Origin of the sequence: Mameliella sp. MMSF_3455, from assembly GCF_030733205.1 — a bacterium.
GTDB lineage: Bacteria > Pseudomonadota > Alphaproteobacteria > Rhodobacterales > Rhodobacteraceae > Antarctobacter.
Genome location: NZ_JASHJL010000011.1, coordinates 88,597 through 103,125, shown reverse-complemented (window position 1 = coordinate 103,125; position 14,529 = coordinate 88,597). Strand labels below are relative to the sequence as shown.

Below are 14,529 nucleotides of genomic sequence, written 5' to 3'. Positions count from 1 at the left end.
TTTACAGGTCGTTAAGAATATGAGAACAAAGGGTCAACAAACGGAACACTGGAGCCGAGCCATGATCGACACCGTCAAGACCGTCCTGAACCGCCAGCACGATACGCTCTGGCAGGATGCCCTCGGCGCCGTTGCCTTGGCGGTGATCTTCATCGGTGCGCTGCACCTGCCGTCCGTTTTCTGAGTTTCTGCCTGCGTGTCTGTAGCCCTGGTCAAACGCACATCGCCTGTCCGGATGTGCCGCCTGTCCCCAGATCGGTTCGCCTGCCTGTAACCGGTCACGACCAAGGTTTCCTATGGATCAACACGCTCCTTGCCGCCGCCTCCTTGTCCCGGAGTGCGGCGGCTTTTTTCTTTTCGGGATAGTGGCTTGAGCCAGTCAGGCGGACTGCGAGTCCCGCGCTTCCTCGACTGCTTGGCTGGCCGCGTCAAGCGCCAGCATGATCGAGGCATGCCGGTTCTTGTAGGCGGCTGCCGGGCGCAACACCTCCAGCCCGTCGAAAGGTGCGGGTGGTGTCGGGCCGTCCTCTTTCAACATGGCGCGCAGGGAATCGCGGGCGGCCTGAATTTCCTCCGGTGTGCGCCCGATGATGGCGCCGCCGACGACGGATGCCGCTGCCTGGCCAAGCGCGCAGGCCTTCACGTCCTGGCCAAAGTCGGCAACCTTGCCGTCCTTCATGGTCAGATCGACAGTCACGGTCGAACCGCACAGCGGCGAGCGCTTCTTGACGCTGACCTGCGGATCCTCGAGCCGGGAATTATGCGGAATCTCCGCCGCTAGTTCGAGGATGCGACCGGAATAGAGCTTGATCAGGTCGGTTTCGCCGCTCATGGCTTTCTCCTGCTGCAGGTCTCACATACATAGGCGGCACGGTCCCCGATGCAAAAGGTTTTTCCAATGGCTTTCGACACCTCCACACTAAAGTATGATGATCGCGGCCTGATCCCCTGCATTGCGCAGGACGCCGAGGGGGGCGAGGTGCTGATGATGGCCTGGATGAATGCCGAGGCCGTGGCCAGAACGCTGGAATCGGGCCGCGTGACCTATTGGTCGCGGTCGCGGCAGGCTTTCTGGATCAAGGGAGAAAGTTCGGGGCACATCCAGGAACTGGTCGACCTGCGGGTGGATTGTGACCGGGATTGCCTTTTGGCCCTGGTGCGGCAGACGGGTCCGGCCTGCCATACCAACCGGCGCAGTTGTTTCTACACTGCGCTGCGCGACGGCGACGAAGTGGAATTGATGAAGCCGATGACCGGGTAAGAGATTACGCGGTCAGGCCGACCATTTCTCGAAGTTCCCGAGGGGTCCGGCCCTCGGCGCGATATGTGGCGATGGCACGGGCGTCGTCGCGCTTGGCGAGGCGTCGACCGTTTTCATCGCGGATCAGGCGGTGATGCAGGTAGACAGGCGTCTCCAATCGCAGAAGCGCCTGCAATAGAACGTGGATCTGCGTTGCGTCGTTAAGATCCTTACCCCGGATCACATGGGTGACGTCCTGTGCGGCGTCATCCAACACCACCGATAGATGGTATGATCCAAGAAAATCTTTTCGGGACAAAACGATATCACCCACTCCTGATGCTAGGTCCGCGCCGGAGACGGTGATCCTGCGGCCCGGCGTGCCGCCGTCGGGACCGGTTTCAACGAAGTCCGCCAGCGGTGTTTTCAAGGTCGCCAGTGCGGCGGCCATGTCCAATCTCAGCGCCATCCCGTCGGGTGGCTTCGCGGTGTCGCGCGGATAGCGGTGTCGGCAGGTGCCGGGGTAGACCACGCCATCCGGCCCATGAGGCACTTCGGCGCCTTCCTGCGGAGCGGCAACGGCGGCGGTGATGTCGCGACGCGTACAACTGCAGCCGTAGAGCAGGCCGCGCGACCACAGGTCTTGCAGCGCGACTTCATAGGCCTGCGTGCGGTCGGATTGGCGCATCGGCGGGGCATCCCAGGTGACCCCGAGCCATGTCAGGTCGTCCAGGATTTGACGTTCCCATTCCGGGCGAGAGCGAGTGTGGTCAATGTCCTCGATCCGCAACAGGAATCGCCCGGCTGCTGCGCGCGCCAGATCATGCGCCAGCAGCGCCGAATAGGCATGTCCCAGATGCAGCGGACCGGTCGGGGACGGCGCAAAGCGTGTAGTGTATATCACTTCTTTTCAACAACATATACGGTTGATTCAATGTTTTTTCCGGGCAGGTGCGGGCCGTGCTCGCGGAAGAGTTGCGTCAGGCTCCCGTCGGCCACGCGGCGTTCCACCAGGGCTTCGAAAGCCGGATCCTCAAGCGTATGATCGTTGAAGGAAAAGACGCATTTCGCACCCGGTTCCAAGGCGTCAAAGATGCGTTCAAGCGCGCCAAGGGGCGCGGCCCCTGCACCGATGACACCGATGGCGGCGATTGCGGCATAGCCGCCGGGCAGAGGGTCGTCCGTGCCGATCGGGGTCAGGTTGCGGTACGTCTGGCGCTCTTGTGCCAGTTCCAACATGCCGGGCGACAGGTCGACCCCGTCGATGGTCGTGAATCCGGCCAGTCGCAATGCCAGTCCCGACAGGCCGGTGCCACAGCCGAAATCAAGGATCGGGGCGGTCAGATCCGGCATGAACGTGTGCAGAGCCTCGGCGCAGCGGCGTGGGGTGGCATAGCCTTCGCCCGCGACCGCTGCGTCGTAAGTCTTTGCCCAGGCGTCATAAAGTTCCCGGGTCTCTTCGTCTGTGCGGGCCTTGTAGACCTTGTCGAAATAGGGATCGCTCATGCAGACAGGGTTCTACTCTGCGGCCTGGTCGTCAACCCCCTGTTCGGCGAGCCATGCGCTCCAGACCTCCTTGGCACGGTCGGTGTAGCCCTTGTAGCGTTCCCGACGTCCCTTGCGGCCACCGCGCAGACCTTCGAGGGGGCGGAACAGACCGAAGTTGACGTTCATCGGCTGAAAGGTCTTGGCCTCGGCGCCGCCCGTGATGTGGTGGATCAGCGCGCCATGAGCGCTGTCCTGCGGCACGGAAGGCATTGTCTTTCCAAGGATTTCCGAGGCCGCCATGCGCCCGGCGATCAGCCCCATGGCCGCCGATTCCACGTAACCCTCGACGCCGGTGACCTGGCCGGCGAAGCGGATGTTCGGCTTGGACCGCAGCCGCATCTGTTCGTCCAGCAGGGTCGGGCTGTTCAGGAAGGTGTTCCGGTGGATCCCGCCGAGACGCGCGAAACTGGCATTCTCCAGCCCTTGAATCATTTTGAAAACAGAGGCTTGCGCGCCATACTTCATCTTTGTTTGAAAGCCGACGATATTGTAGAGCGTGCCCAGGGCATTGTCGCGGCGCAACTGCACGACGGCATAGGGTTTTTCCTCGGGCTTGTGCGCATTGGTCAGACCGATGGGTTTCATCGGCCCATGGCGCAGGGTCTCTCGTCCGCGTTCGGCCATGACCTCGATCGGCAGGCAGCCGTCGAAGTAACCTGCTGTTTCGCCTTCATGAAATTCGGTCTTGTCCGCCACCAGAAGGGCGTCGATGAAAGCTTCGTACTGATCCCTGGTCATCGGGCAGTTGAGGTAGGCCTTGCGCTCTTCCTCCGTCTCGCCCTTGTCATAACGGGATTGCCGCCAAGCCACTGACATATCTATGCTTTCTGCATAAACAATCGGCGCGATCGCGTCGAAGAAGGCCAGCCGGTCAGAGCCGGTCTCGCGCTGGATCGCTTCGCCCAAGGCGGGGGAAGTCAACGGCCCGGTGGCAAAGATCCACTGGCCCTCGTCCGGAAGCGTGTCGATTTCTTCGTATGAAATCAGTATGTTGGTGTGGTCTTGCAAGGCGGCGGTGACGCTCTCGGCAAAACCTTCGCGGTCCACGGCCAGGGCGCCACCTGCGGGCAGGCGCCGGTCATAGGCCGTGGCCATGATCAATCCGCCGGCCTGCAGCATCTCCCAATGCAAAAGGCCCACGGCATTCTGTTCGTGATCATCCGACCGGAAGGAGTTGGAGCAGACCATTTCTCCAAGGTTTCCAGTCTGATGCGCGAAGGTCTTCACCTCCGGGCGCATCTCGTGAAGCACCACTTTCACGCCCATGTTGGCGGCCTGCCAGGCCGCCTCGGATCCGGCCATTCCGCCGCCGACGATATGCAATTCCTGTGTCATGGCGCGCATCTAGGCCAGGACAGCGCCGCTGCCAAGACCCCTTCGGAGTTTGTACGTTTTGTACGTTTTGTACGAAACGTACGCCGATTCCGACGTTTTGTACAAACGAGTCAGAAAGCCTTAACCCTTCTGCCAGTCGGGCGGACGTTTTTCCAGAAAGGCCGAGATCCCCTCGTCGGTGTCGCGCCACAGCATGTTCTCGACCATGACCTGACCGGCGTGGGCATAGGCCGCGTCGAGGTCCATCGTGATCTGTTCGTAGAAGGTGCCCTTGCCGATTTTCACCGCCGCCGTCAGCTTGGCGGCCACGGTCTCGGCCAGGTCGCGCGTCGCGGTGTCCAGCTGGTCAGGGGGCACGACCTTGTTCACGAGGCCCGCGGCCTCGGCCTCATCGGCTGACAGGAAACGTCCCGTAGTCAGCATCTCGAAGGCCTTCTTGCGGTGGACATTGCGCGTCAGCGCCACCATTGGCGTCGAGCAGAACAACCCGATGTTCACCCCGTTGACGCCAAAGCGCGTGCCCTCGGCCGCCACGGCCATGTCGCAGGAGGCGACCAACTGGCAGCCGGCGGCGGTGGCGATGCCATGCACCTGGGCAATCACCGGCTGGGGCAGGCGGGTCAGCCCGGTCATGACGCTGGTGCAGCGGGCAAACAGATCGGCGAAGTAGCCGCGGCCGCCATCCTCGGCCTGGCGTCCGGCCTGCATCTGCTTCAGGTCATGCCCGGCGCAAAAGGCCTTGCCCGCGCCCGAAATCACGACCACGCGGGTTTCGCGGTCTTCGGCCAGCGCGTCGATCTGGGATTGCAGCGCGGCCAGCATCTCGTCCGAGAGGGCGTTCAGCCGTTCGGGGGCGTTCATGTGCAGATGCGCGATGCCGTCCGTGTCGTGACGTTCCAGGATTTGCATCTTGTCCTCCTCGTTTGGGGCAGATTAGCTGCCGCCAGATCGGGAGGAAAGACGGTGACGCTGAAACTGAATGCCGCAGAGGTGAGTGACTACCTGGAGGAGGTCTTTCCGCAGGTGGATGGCATGTTCGGGATCGACAGGCTGGACGAGGACCTGCTGGTCATGCGCCTGTTCAACGACGAGCGGCACCTGCGGCCCGGGGGCACGGTGTCCGGTCCCGCGATGTTCAGCCTGGCGGATGTGGCGGCCTATGTGGCGACGCTGGCGCGAATCGGAAAGCAGGCGCTGACCGTCACCACGCATTGTTCGATCGACTTCATGCGTAAACCCGCCGCCGGGGTCGATGTGCTGGCCGAGGCGCGGGTGTTGAAACTGGGACGTACGCTGTCGGTGACGGATGTTCTTCTGTTCAGCGAGGGCGAGGCCAAACCGCTGGCCCATGCCTCGCTGACCTATTCGATTCCGCCCGCGCGGTGAGGGGGCGGCGGGGTGACCCCCGCCCTCCACCCGTGCTCCGCCGTCAGGGCATAAGCTTCAACACGTAGCCGGGCAGGGCAAAGGCGGCCTTGTGCACCTCTGGCGTGTAGTAGTCGCAGGCGATGCCGGCGGTGGCGAAACGCTCTGTCAGGTCCTTGACCGTCACGCTGCGCGCCGGGCCATCGGTGCCCCAGCCGAAGGCCATCGGTCCGCCCGCGTAGGTCGGCACGGTGGCCATGTAGCAGGTGGCATCGGTGAAAAGGGCCTGGAAGGCACGCATGGTGTTGGTCAGTTCCTCGCCCTGCAGGAAGGGCACGCCGTTCTGGGTTACCAGGATGCCGCCAGGGGCCAGCGCGCGCTTGGCATGGCCGTAGAAAGTGTCGGTGAACAGGACCTCGCCGGGGCCGATGGGATCGGTGCTGTCGACGATGATGACGTCGTAGCCGCCCTGGGTGACCTTCATGAACTCGGCCCCGTCGGCGATCACCAGGTCAAGGCGGTCGTCGTCGAAGGCGCCCTGGGACAGCATCGGCAGGTACTGCTTGGAAAACTCGACCACGCCGGCGTCGATCTCGACCATCGTGACCTGTTCGACACCTGCATGTTTCAGCACCTCGCGTGCCATACCGCCATCGCCGCCGCCGACGATGCAGACCCGTTTCGCCGCGCCGTGAGCGAGCATCGGGACATGGGTCAGCATCTCGTGGTAGATGAAATTGTCGCCCTCGGTGGTCTGCACCACGTCGTCCAGCGTCAGCATCCGGCCAAAGGTGCCGTTCTGGAAGACGCGCAGGCGCTGGTGGTCGGTCTCGCTGTCGTAGAGCAGTTCATCGACGGTAAAGCTCTGGGCGTAATGGCCGTGCAGGGCTTCGCGCATCCAGGTCTTGTCGGTCATCGGGTCGGTCTCCTTGCGGTATGCGGGCGCGAGGATAGCGGGCGGTCCGGCCACCTCGACGGGGGCAATGAAAAAAGGGCGGCAGGGGCCGCCCTTTGACGCGATCTGCGCGGATTGGTCAGGCGGCGACGCCGGCCTCGGCAACCACGCCTTCGCCGCGCTTGAGTTCCTTGACGCGGACGTCGGCAGTCGAGAAGGCGCGGCCCAAAACATCGACGGCCTTCCACGGTTCGGCATCGCCGCACATGAAGACGTCGAAGGCGCCGTAGCCGATTTCCGGCCATGTGTGGACCGAGATATGGCTTTCGGCCAGCACGGCCACGCCGCTCACGCCCTGGGGGCTGAACTTGTGCGTGTGGATGTGCAGCAGGGTCGCGCCGCAGGTGTCCACGCAGTCGCGAAAGGCCTGCTGGATGCGCGCCTCGTCGTCGAGACCCTCTCCGTCGACCACTTCGATGATCAGGTGGGTGCCCGCAAAGACGCTGCCGTCGCGGCGGATGAAGTGATCGTCGCGGTTTTCGTCAAAGACGTCGCGCGGCATCACGGATTCATTTGCGGGGGCCAGACCCCGGGTGGTGTCTTCCTCTTGGGCGCCTGTCTCCAGACCGTACCCCAGTTGGAAGAGGTTGATGTCCTTCATGACATGCCTCCTTCAAGCCAGCAGTGCGTTCCAGTCGGTCCCTTAGCGCCCCCCGAAGACACATGAGCCCAGCACGATGGCTGGGCGTCCGGGTTGGGATCGGGTCCGAAAGTAAGGCCCACCTAAGAGCCTGCCTTGAGTCGTTCAAGAGAAAATTTCTGCAAGCGCGAGAAAATCCGCCATGCGTTCGGAACAGGGCGGTCAGGGCGCGGCGCCGATGCCCCAGAACAGGCCGAAGCCGATCACCGCCAGGCTGGCCAGGGCGGCGTATCCCGTCAGCTTCCAGCGGCAGAAGGGGCGTTCGCCGAAGGTGCGCCCGTCGAGGCCGGAGACGACTACCTTCATCGGCGTGTCGTTCCAGCGATAGTGCAGGATCCAGACCGGCAGCAGGATGCGGCGATAGCGGATGCCCGAGGTGTCGGCGTTGAAGCCGATGTTGGACACGCGGCTCTTGTTGATGTGGCCCTTGATGCGGTTGCGGATCAGCAGCCGCTTGTCCGCCTCGTTGGCGGCCAGGCCTTCGGCGACGCTCTGGTGATGGCGTTCGGCGGCGAAACCGGCGAGGTATCCGGCGCGGTAGGGGCGCAGGCGGCGGGGGTCGAAATGATGCAGGATGCCGTCGCGGATCAGTGGCGTGACATGCGGGCTGGCGGGCATCAGAAGGTCGTCGAAATCCACGGTCATGCTGCCACTGGTGCGCCGGGTACGGCGGTTCTTGCCGCTGCCGGTGGTGTAGCTGGCCCAGTAGTCCACGGCCTCGGTGCTGTCGAAGGTCCAGAAAGGCGCAAAAAGCCCTGCGACACGGCCCTTTTCCACGGTCGCGGCCAGGTCCTTGGGGGCCGCGAGCCGGCCGCGCACCCAGTCCAGCGCATGTTTCTGCGCGTCCTTTTCCGGGACGCGAAACGGAATCAGCGCAGTGGTGCGATAGCCCGTGTCCGCCGAGGACAGCACAACGGCGCCATCGCAATAGGGGCAGCGGTCCGACAGGGCGGCACCGGTAAAGACCACTTCTCCGCCGCAGGTTTCGCAACGGTGGGCGCGGCTGTCGGGCAGGTCGGGCGGCAGGGTTTCGGGCGTGTCGGCGTGATAGTCCGTTTCGGCGCTGGCGGCCCCGTCCCAGGGCGTTTCCAGCGTCCGGGTGTCGCCGCAACTGGTGCAGGCCAGCGCCTGCACGGCAGGATCGTAGAGACACTGGCCGCCGCAGTTCGGGCAGCGGAGCTCTGACTGGTCGGTGTCGATGACGTTCATGAATCCGCGTCCGAAAGCGCGCTGGCGATGTGCAGCAGGACTTCAAGCCTCAGCCAGGACCGCGCGATGGCACCGTCGAGATCGCCCGAAGCGCCCCAGTCGCCGATGATCGTGGCCAGGAACCAGGTGGCCATTGCCCAGATCGCGATCCAGGACCATCCCGCGATGGTTCGCAGAAACCCGGCGGATCCCTGTTTCAGCTCGTGCTTGGCCTCGTAGACGTGGACCAGCTTGCGCATGGCCCCGGCGCCAATGGCGGTCGACAGTGCCAAAAGGGCGAGGCCGGACAGGAGCGGACCGAGAAGAGAAAATGGTTGCATCGGGGGTCTTGTCGTTGTTCGGGCGCAGACTGCATGGCGGCCAGACCTATCGCAAGGCAGTATTCCCTGACCTTGTGCGGTGGTCGAGAGGTGCGAAAATTTGGGGTAATATGATACCGTAATCTCAAGCGATTGATTTTGTACAATTAATTCTGCGACCGCGCGCTTGACTGGGAAAATTGCCTGCGTATAACGGCGCAATCGAATTCAGGGCCGGGGCTTCGCCTCGGCTTTCTCACTCGAAACGGACCGATACATATGAAAACCTACTCTGCAACTCCGGCAGACATCGACAAGAAATGGATCGTGATCGACGCCGAAGGCCTCGTTCTGGGTCGTCTTGCCTCGATCGTCGCCACGCGGCTGCGCGGCAAGCACAAGCCTTCCTTCACCCCGCACATGGACTGTGGTGACAACGTCATCATCGTGAACGCGGACAAGGTGCAGCTGACCGGCAAGAAGCGCGACGAGCACTTCTACTGGCACACCGGCCACCCGGGCGGCATCAAGTCGCGCACCAAGGCGCAGATCCTTGAAGGCGCCCACCCCGAGCGCGTCGTCTTCCAGGCCGTCAAGCGCATGCTGCCGGGCAACCGCCTGTCGCGCAAGGTGCTGACCAACCTGCGCATCTACGCCGGCGCCGAGCATCCGCACGAAGCCCAGAACCCCGAGGTTCTGGACGTGAAATCGAAGAACTCCAAGAACACCCGGGTGGCGAAATAATGGCTGATCAGATCAACTCTCTGGAAGAGCTGGGCGCAGCAGCCGGCGTCGAGGACGTCGTCGTCGCCGAGGAAACCCCGCGTGAGCCGGTCCGTGACGAGCTGGGCCGCTCCTATGCCACCGGCAAGCGGAAGGACGCGGTGGCCCGCGTCTGGATCAAGCCGGGCTCCGGCAAGGTCACCGTCAACGGCAAGGAAATGGACAAGTACTTTGCCCGTCCGGTTCTGCAGCTGATCCTGCGCCAGCCGTTCCAGGTGGCCGGTGTCGAAGGCGAATTCGACGTCTATGCCACCGTCAAGGGCGGCGGTCTGACCGGTCAGGCCGGCGCGGTCAAGCACGGTGTCTCGAAGGCGCTGCAACTGTACGATCCCTCGCTGCGCGGCCCGCTCAAGGCGGCCGGCTTCCTGACCCGCGACAGCCGTGTCGTCGAGCGTAAGAAGTTCGGTAAGCGCAAGGCGCGTCGTTCGTTCCAGTTCTCGAAGCGCTAAATGTTTCGACATCGCGATTGCAGGGGCCCTTCGGGGCCCCTTCTTTTTTGGGTGTGGGGGTTCCGGCCCGATGCTTGCCTGTGGCAAGCCCCCGGAGGTATTGGGGACGCAGGAAAGAAGGGGGGCAGCGCGGGTGGAAACGGTCGGGATCGAGGATGCGGGCAGGCTGGCGCATGTTGTGTCGGGGACGGTCGATGCCGAGCGGCTGACGCTGTTTTCCACGATGAAGAACGAGATGGGTTTCCTGCCGGCCTGGCTGGACCATCATCGCGCCATCGGGTTCGAACAATTCCTGATCTGGGACGATGCCAGCGACGACGGATCGTTCGATTATCTGTGCGCGCAGCCGGACGTGGTGGTGATGCACTCGGACCTCTCTTTCGGGGATCTGCTGCGCTATCGTGATCCGGACGGGGCCGTGCGAGAGGAGCGGGCGGGGACCTATTTCAAGATCGCCCTGCCGCATCTTTTCTTCGATGGTGCCTTTGTCGGTTATGTCGACGCGGATGAGTTTCTGTTCCTGCCATTGGGTGTCACCTCGATCCGTGAGGTGGTCGACCGGTTGCGGACAGAAGGCGCGCCTTCGGCGGTGGCCTCGGTGGTGGAGTTCTTTCCGGCCTCGGCCGATGGATTGAAAGGGGAACTGCCGCAGAATTTCGACGCGCTGATCAAGGCCTATCCGTATTTCCAGTGCGAGCCGCTGGTCGCCCTGCGGCCGGGCGCCCAGCCCGAGCTGCTGGGCAAGTCCAAGACGGCCCGGCTGTTCAAACGGTACGGGGTCGAACCGCAGGTGGTGCGCCGGGGCTGGCAGCGGGTCTGGATGTCGTCGCGCGCCAAGAAGGCGCAGCAGTTCCAGAAATCGCCCCGACACAAGACGCCGCTGGTGCTGCGCGATGCGCAAAGCCGCCTGACCGGGTCACATTATGGCAACTTGGCCCCCTCGTCCGAGGTGCTGCTGACGGTGGCGCACTTCGTCTTTACGGCGCAGTTTGCCGACAAGATCGACCGGGCGACCGCCTGGGGCGCCCATGCCAACGCTGCCGCCAAGTATCGATATTACGCCCAATTGCTGGAGCGTATGCAGGACGTCGAGGATGGATTCCTCGATGAGAGCTCTGTGTCCTACGAAGGACCGGCGCAGCTGCTGCGCTGCGGGCTCATGCGCTGGTAGGCGGCAGCACGAAACGGGCCGAGGGCCAGGCCTCGGCGACCTGGGGCAGGCGGAGGGCCGCTGCCTCGTAGACGGGGGCATAGTGGCAGGCGATTTCGCCTTCCAGGTCTTCCGAAAGGCCCGATCCCTTGGCGCGGCTGTTGACCGCGCGCATCCCGGCCTGGGCATCCACCGCCACATCCGCAAAGCGCGACAGGTCGGCGATTCCATTGGCCGTGAACAGCGTCTCGAACGGGGTCAGAAAGACGTCGCCGGGGTCAAAGACCGCCTCTATGGCCGACAGGGTCAGATCGTAACGGCTGCGCGCCTCGGCCTCCGGGGTGGCGTAGAAGGCGCGCAGGGGAGCCTCGTTCTCGGCGGCCTCTGGCAGGCGGCCCTTTTCCATTTCCATCCGCATGTGAGAGCGCAGGCGGTCGACCGGGTCGCGCATGGAGAACAGCAGCTTGACGGCGATGCCCCGGCTGGCGAACCCGTCGCGAATGCGGGCCAGAGTATCGGCGGGAAGCGCCGCGTAGGAGGGGGTGATGTCACCCGTGCGCGTGATCCCGTCCTGTGCGAGAAGCCCGGCGAAATAGTCGAAATAGGCGTTTTCGTCCTGTTGCAGGCGCCAGCGCAGATGCGCCGCCGGCTCCGGCGCGCCGAGCGCGATCTTGGCACGGGCGCGCAGCTTGCCCAGAGTGGAGGGTTCGGGCGCGCGGTAGCGGGCAAAGACGCCGCCGCTGTGATGTTCCCAGGACTGGTATTCCCCCAAGCGGCCGAAATCCGATCCCGGCTGGCGTGCCAGGTAGGCCTGGATCCAGGAGGATCCGCATTTCTGGCCCCCGAGGCCGAGAAAGAAGGTCTTGGTCATCCTGGCTCCCTGGCGGCGGTCATGGCGCGCGCCTGTCGTTTCGCTGGGCCGGAAATACCTCGGGCGGCTTGCCTGTGGCAAGCGGGGGCAAGCCGCCACCCGGCCGCTTCTATTGATCCGGCGGTATCAGGCCCAATCCGCGCAGGTAGACGCCGATGCCCGATTCCAGCAGGTCCTCGGGCGGGAAGGGGGCCTGGGTGCCGGGCGAGTTGCGGGCGAAAAGCTCGACAACCCCGTGACTGAGAGCCCAGACATGGGCCGAGAACATCGCCGGGGGCGGACGTTTTTCGGGCGGAATATGCTGCGAGAGCTTCTCTGCCGCGGTTTCCAGCACCGCGCGCGCCCGGGACGAGGCCATCGCCAGTTCCGGAGAATGGTTGACCGAAACGCCGGATTCGAACATCGCGATGTAGTGGCCGGGATATTTGCGCGCAAACGCCAGGTAGGCCCGGCCCGTCGCCTCGAAGGCGGCCAGCGCCGAGGGTTGGCCCTTGTCATAGGCGTATTGCATGACATCGGCGAATATCTCGTAGCCCTGCCGCGCGGCTTCGGCGATCAGGTCCTCGCGGCCGGAAAAATGCCGGTAGACCGCCGCCGGGGTGACGCCGGCCTGTTTCGCCGCCTCCGAGAGGGTAAAGCCCGAGGGGCCTTTCTGCTCGATCAGCTTCAGCGCGGCCTCGACCAGGGCCTGGCGCAGGTTGCCGTGATGGTATCCGCGTTTCTTGACCATGTCCGGCCCCTCAGGCCTCCCAGATCTCCGGCCCGCCCAGGACCTTGGAATCGGGCGCGCCCAGGGCCTTGCTGTTCTTGCGCGCGTAATCGAGATGGGTCAGCACATGGCGGATTGCGGCCAGCCGGGCGCGTTTCTTGTCGTCCGAACGGACCACCGTCCAGGGCGCGGGGGAGGTATGTGTGCGGGTCAGGGTTTCCTGGATGGCAGCGGAATAGGCATCCCAGCGGGCCAGCCCCTCGACGTCGATACGGCTGAGCTTCCACTGTTTCAGCGGGTCGTTCTCGCGCTTCAGAAAGCGACGCAACTGTTCGGCGCGGCCGACGTTCAGCCAGAACTTGAAGACATGGATGCCCTCGTCCACCAGCATCTTTTCGAAGGCGGGGACCTGGCTGAAGAAATGCTCGCGCTGTGCGTTGTCGCAAAAGCCGAAGACATGCTCGACCACGCCCCGGTTGTACCAGGACCGGTCGAAAAAGACGATTTCCCCGGCTGCCGGCAGGTGGTCGATGTAGCGCTGGAAATACCATTGCGTGGCCTCGGTGTCCGAGGGTTTGCCAAGCGCCACGACACGGGCGCCGCGCGGGTTGAGGTTCATCCGGAAACGCTTGATCGTGCCGCCCTTGCCGGCGGCGTCGCGTCCCTCGAAGACCAGCGCAAGGCGGGCGCCGCTTTCCTTGGCCCAGGCCTGCATCTTGACCAGCTCGATCTGCAGGCGTTCCATCTCCTTGTCGTAGGTCTTGCGCTTCATCTCCTCGGAATAGGGATAGCTGGTGTCGAGGATGTCGTCCTTGTCGGCGCGGCTGATCGCCTCGCGCACGGGCTTGGGGGCGTCATGCTCGAAGTAGCTGGAGATGGCGCCGTCGAAGGGGAGCGTCATGGAGGGCCTCGCGCGTCTAAGTGACCGGCACTATGGGATGTTAAGAGGATTAACGCAAACCATTGTCGCCCCCGTGACGGCCCGGACGGGGGCGGGGATCAGCGCAGGCCCGCCCGTTCTGCGGCCCGTCGGATCGCCTCGACCACGGCGCCGGGGCGGGCGTGCTGGGGCATGTGGCCGACGCCATCCAGCGGGGTGACTCGGGCGTTGGGCAAGAGCTTGTCGGCGGCAACGCTGTGGATTTCATAGCCCACGGTCGTATCGGCGGTGCCATGCAGCAGTTCGACGGGAATTGTCATCTGCGGGTAGCGTTTCGACATTTCGACCAGCGCGGGGCGCAGGGCGGCGACCTGCCGCCCGTTGGCGCGGATCGTCTCGCGCCGCAGGCTGAGGCCGGGGCCGATGTGGTCGAGGTAACCCTCGGGCACGTCCTGGGGCGCGAAGATGCCCGCCACCGCCTGCCGGGCGCGGTCGCTGCCGTAGTAGGCGGTCACGAATTGCGGCACGACCGCGCCGCCCAGTGGATTGCCCAGCACCTGGTACTGGCTGTCGAGCGACCCCGGCCAGGGCATGATCGCGCCGCCGAGGCTGACAACGGCGGCAGCGTCCTGGTCCAGCCCCCAGGCCATCGCGACCGCGCCGCCAAAGGAATGGCCGACCACCACGGGCCGCCTGATCCCCAGCTTTTCCGCCGCCGCCGCCAGCGCGGCAGCCTGGTCCTGCGGGGTTTCCGCGCGGGCGTTGAAGGCGCCCTGAAAGCGCACCTCGCGCGTGGTGTAGCCCAGTCCCGGACGATCAAAGGCGGTCACGCGATAGTCGCGCGCCAGCCGGTCGACCAGTTGAAAGGTGAAGTCGCGCAGGTTGCCGCTGGCCCCGTGCAGCAGAACAACGTCGGGTCCGCGGCCTTTCTGGACGTAATGGACGCGCAGGCCATCGACCTCGACGAACTGGCCTACGGGGGGCCAGCGTGTCTCTGCCTCGCGTTCCATGCGGTCGGCGCGGATCTGCGTGACGGCGCAACCGCCCAGCAGCGAAAGAAGAAGAACAGCACCCAGAATACGCAACACCTTTTACT

The 14,529-nt window shown here is 64.3% G+C and carries 18 protein-coding genes and 1 pseudogene; 6 read left to right on the top strand and 13 right to left on the bottom strand.

Annotated elements, in window-relative coordinates:
• The first annotated feature begins 61 nt into the window (after positions 1–61).
• Positions 62–184, top strand: coding sequence for a hypothetical protein (locus tag RBB42_RS10545; protein ID WP_305970293.1), 123 nt, complete (start codon positions 62–64; stop codon positions 182–184).
• Between the two features lie 195 nt (positions 185–379).
• Here the strand turns inward: RBB42_RS10545 and RBB42_RS10540 are convergent, their stop codons facing one another.
• Positions 380–832: an iron-sulfur cluster assembly scaffold protein gene (locus tag RBB42_RS10540; protein ID WP_305970292.1), complete on the bottom strand. Its 453-nt coding sequence runs from the start codon at positions 830–832 to the stop codon at positions 380–382.
• Between the two features lie 48 nt (positions 833–880).
• Here RBB42_RS10540 and hisI point away from each other — a divergent pair, with 48 nt between their 5' ends.
• Positions 881–1,261 carry a phosphoribosyl-AMP cyclohydrolase gene (hisI, locus tag RBB42_RS10535; RefSeq protein ID WP_305970291.1) on the top strand — a complete coding sequence of 127 codons (381 nt, stop codon included), beginning with the start codon at positions 881–883 and terminating at the stop codon, positions 1,259–1,261.
• A gap of 4 nt (positions 1,262–1,265) precedes the next feature.
• On the opposite strand, the gene gluQRS is transcribed toward hisI, so the two are convergent.
• From gluQRS to RBB42_RS10515, 4 genes and pseudogenes are all read right to left on the bottom strand, one after another.
• The gene (gene gluQRS, locus RBB42_RS10530) at positions 1,266–2,144 is read right to left on the bottom strand and encodes a tRNA glutamyl-Q(34) synthetase GluQRS (protein WP_305970290.1); all 879 of its coding nucleotides are present in this window, start codon (positions 2,142–2,144) and stop codon (positions 1,266–1,268) included.
• Complete coding sequence (locus RBB42_RS10525) at positions 2,141–2,746, bottom strand: class I SAM-dependent DNA methyltransferase (RefSeq protein WP_305970289.1); 606 nt, start codon at positions 2,744–2,746, stop codon at positions 2,141–2,143. Before RBB42_RS10525 ends, gluQRS begins: the two co-directional genes overlap by 4 nt.
• Positions 2,747–2,758: 12 nt before the next feature.
• Positions 2,759–4,123, bottom strand: a complete 1,365-nt coding sequence (gene trmFO / locus RBB42_RS10520) for a methylenetetrahydrofolate--tRNA-(uracil(54)-C(5))-methyltransferase (FADH(2)-oxidizing) TrmFO (RefSeq protein ID WP_305970288.1) — start codon at positions 4,121–4,123, stop codon at positions 2,759–2,761.
• A 120-nt stretch (positions 4,124–4,243) separates the two neighbouring features.
• A pseudogene (locus RBB42_RS10515) lies at positions 4,244–5,035 on the bottom strand (enoyl-CoA hydratase); the annotation flags it as partial.
• Between the two features lie 120 nt (positions 5,036–5,155).
• Here RBB42_RS10515 and RBB42_RS10510 point away from each other — a divergent pair.
• Complete coding sequence (locus RBB42_RS10510) at positions 5,156–5,509, top strand: PaaI family thioesterase (protein WP_371931769.1); 354 nt, start codon at positions 5,156–5,158, stop codon at positions 5,507–5,509.
• 43 nt (positions 5,510–5,552) lie between these two features.
• Here the strand turns inward: RBB42_RS10510 and speE are convergent, their stop codons facing one another.
• From speE to RBB42_RS10490, 4 genes are all read right to left on the bottom strand, one after another.
• Entirely contained in the window at positions 5,553–6,404 is an 852-nt protein-coding gene (gene speE / locus RBB42_RS10505) for a polyamine aminopropyltransferase (RefSeq protein ID WP_305970286.1), read from the bottom strand.
• A 118-nt stretch (positions 6,405–6,522) separates the two neighbouring features.
• Entirely contained in the window at positions 6,523–7,044 is a 522-nt protein-coding gene (gene speD / locus RBB42_RS10500; RefSeq protein ID WP_305970285.1) for an adenosylmethionine decarboxylase, read from the bottom strand.
• A 201-nt stretch (positions 7,045–7,245) separates the two neighbouring features.
• Entirely contained in the window at positions 7,246–8,292 is a 1,047-nt protein-coding gene (locus RBB42_RS10495) for a TFIIB-type zinc ribbon-containing protein (RefSeq protein WP_305970284.1), read from the bottom strand.
• Positions 8,289–8,612: a hypothetical protein gene (locus RBB42_RS10490; RefSeq protein WP_305970283.1), complete on the bottom strand. Its 324-nt coding sequence runs from the start codon at positions 8,610–8,612 to the stop codon at positions 8,289–8,291. The genes RBB42_RS10495 and RBB42_RS10490 overlap by 4 nt, the downstream gene beginning before the upstream one ends.
• Before the next feature lie 258 nt (positions 8,613–8,870).
• Here RBB42_RS10490 and rplM point away from each other — a divergent pair, with 258 nt between their 5' ends.
• The 3 genes from rplM to RBB42_RS10475 all read left to right on the top strand — a co-directional run bounded on the left by rplM (position 8,871) and on the right by RBB42_RS10475 (position 10,994).
• Positions 8,871–9,335, top strand: coding sequence for a 50S ribosomal protein L13 (gene rplM / locus RBB42_RS10485; RefSeq protein ID WP_305970282.1), 465 nt, complete (start codon positions 8,871–8,873; stop codon positions 9,333–9,335).
• Entirely contained in the window at positions 9,335–9,823 is a 489-nt protein-coding gene (gene rpsI / locus RBB42_RS10480; protein ID WP_305970281.1) for a 30S ribosomal protein S9, read from the top strand. Before rplM ends, rpsI begins: the two co-directional genes overlap by 1 nt.
• Before the next feature lie 133 nt (positions 9,824–9,956).
• Positions 9,957–10,994, top strand: coding sequence for a glycosyltransferase family 2 protein (locus RBB42_RS10475; RefSeq protein WP_305970280.1), 1,038 nt, complete (start codon positions 9,957–9,959; stop codon positions 10,992–10,994).
• On the opposite strand, the gene RBB42_RS10470 is transcribed toward RBB42_RS10475, so the two are convergent.
• The 4 genes from RBB42_RS10470 to RBB42_RS10455 form a co-directional block, all read right to left on the bottom strand.
• Positions 10,981–11,844 carry a sulfotransferase family protein gene (locus RBB42_RS10470; protein WP_305970279.1) on the bottom strand — a complete coding sequence of 288 codons (864 nt, stop codon included), beginning with the start codon at positions 11,842–11,844 and terminating at the stop codon, positions 10,981–10,983. The two genes, RBB42_RS10475 and RBB42_RS10470, sit on opposite strands and share 14 nt — an antisense overlap.
• Positions 11,845–11,953: 109 nt before the next feature.
• Complete coding sequence (locus tag RBB42_RS10465) at positions 11,954–12,574, bottom strand: TetR/AcrR family transcriptional regulator (protein ID WP_305970278.1); 621 nt, start codon at positions 12,572–12,574, stop codon at positions 11,954–11,956.
• Positions 12,575–12,584: 10 nt separating this feature from the next.
• Positions 12,585–13,454, bottom strand: a complete 870-nt coding sequence (ppk2, locus tag RBB42_RS10460) for a polyphosphate kinase 2 (protein ID WP_305970277.1) — start codon at positions 13,452–13,454, stop codon at positions 12,585–12,587.
• A gap of 98 nt (positions 13,455–13,552) precedes the next feature.
• The gene (locus RBB42_RS10455) at positions 13,553–14,521 is read right to left on the bottom strand and encodes an alpha/beta fold hydrolase (protein WP_305970276.1); all 969 of its coding nucleotides are present in this window, start codon (positions 14,519–14,521) and stop codon (positions 13,553–13,555) included.
• Positions 14,522–14,529 lie beyond the last annotated feature (8 nt).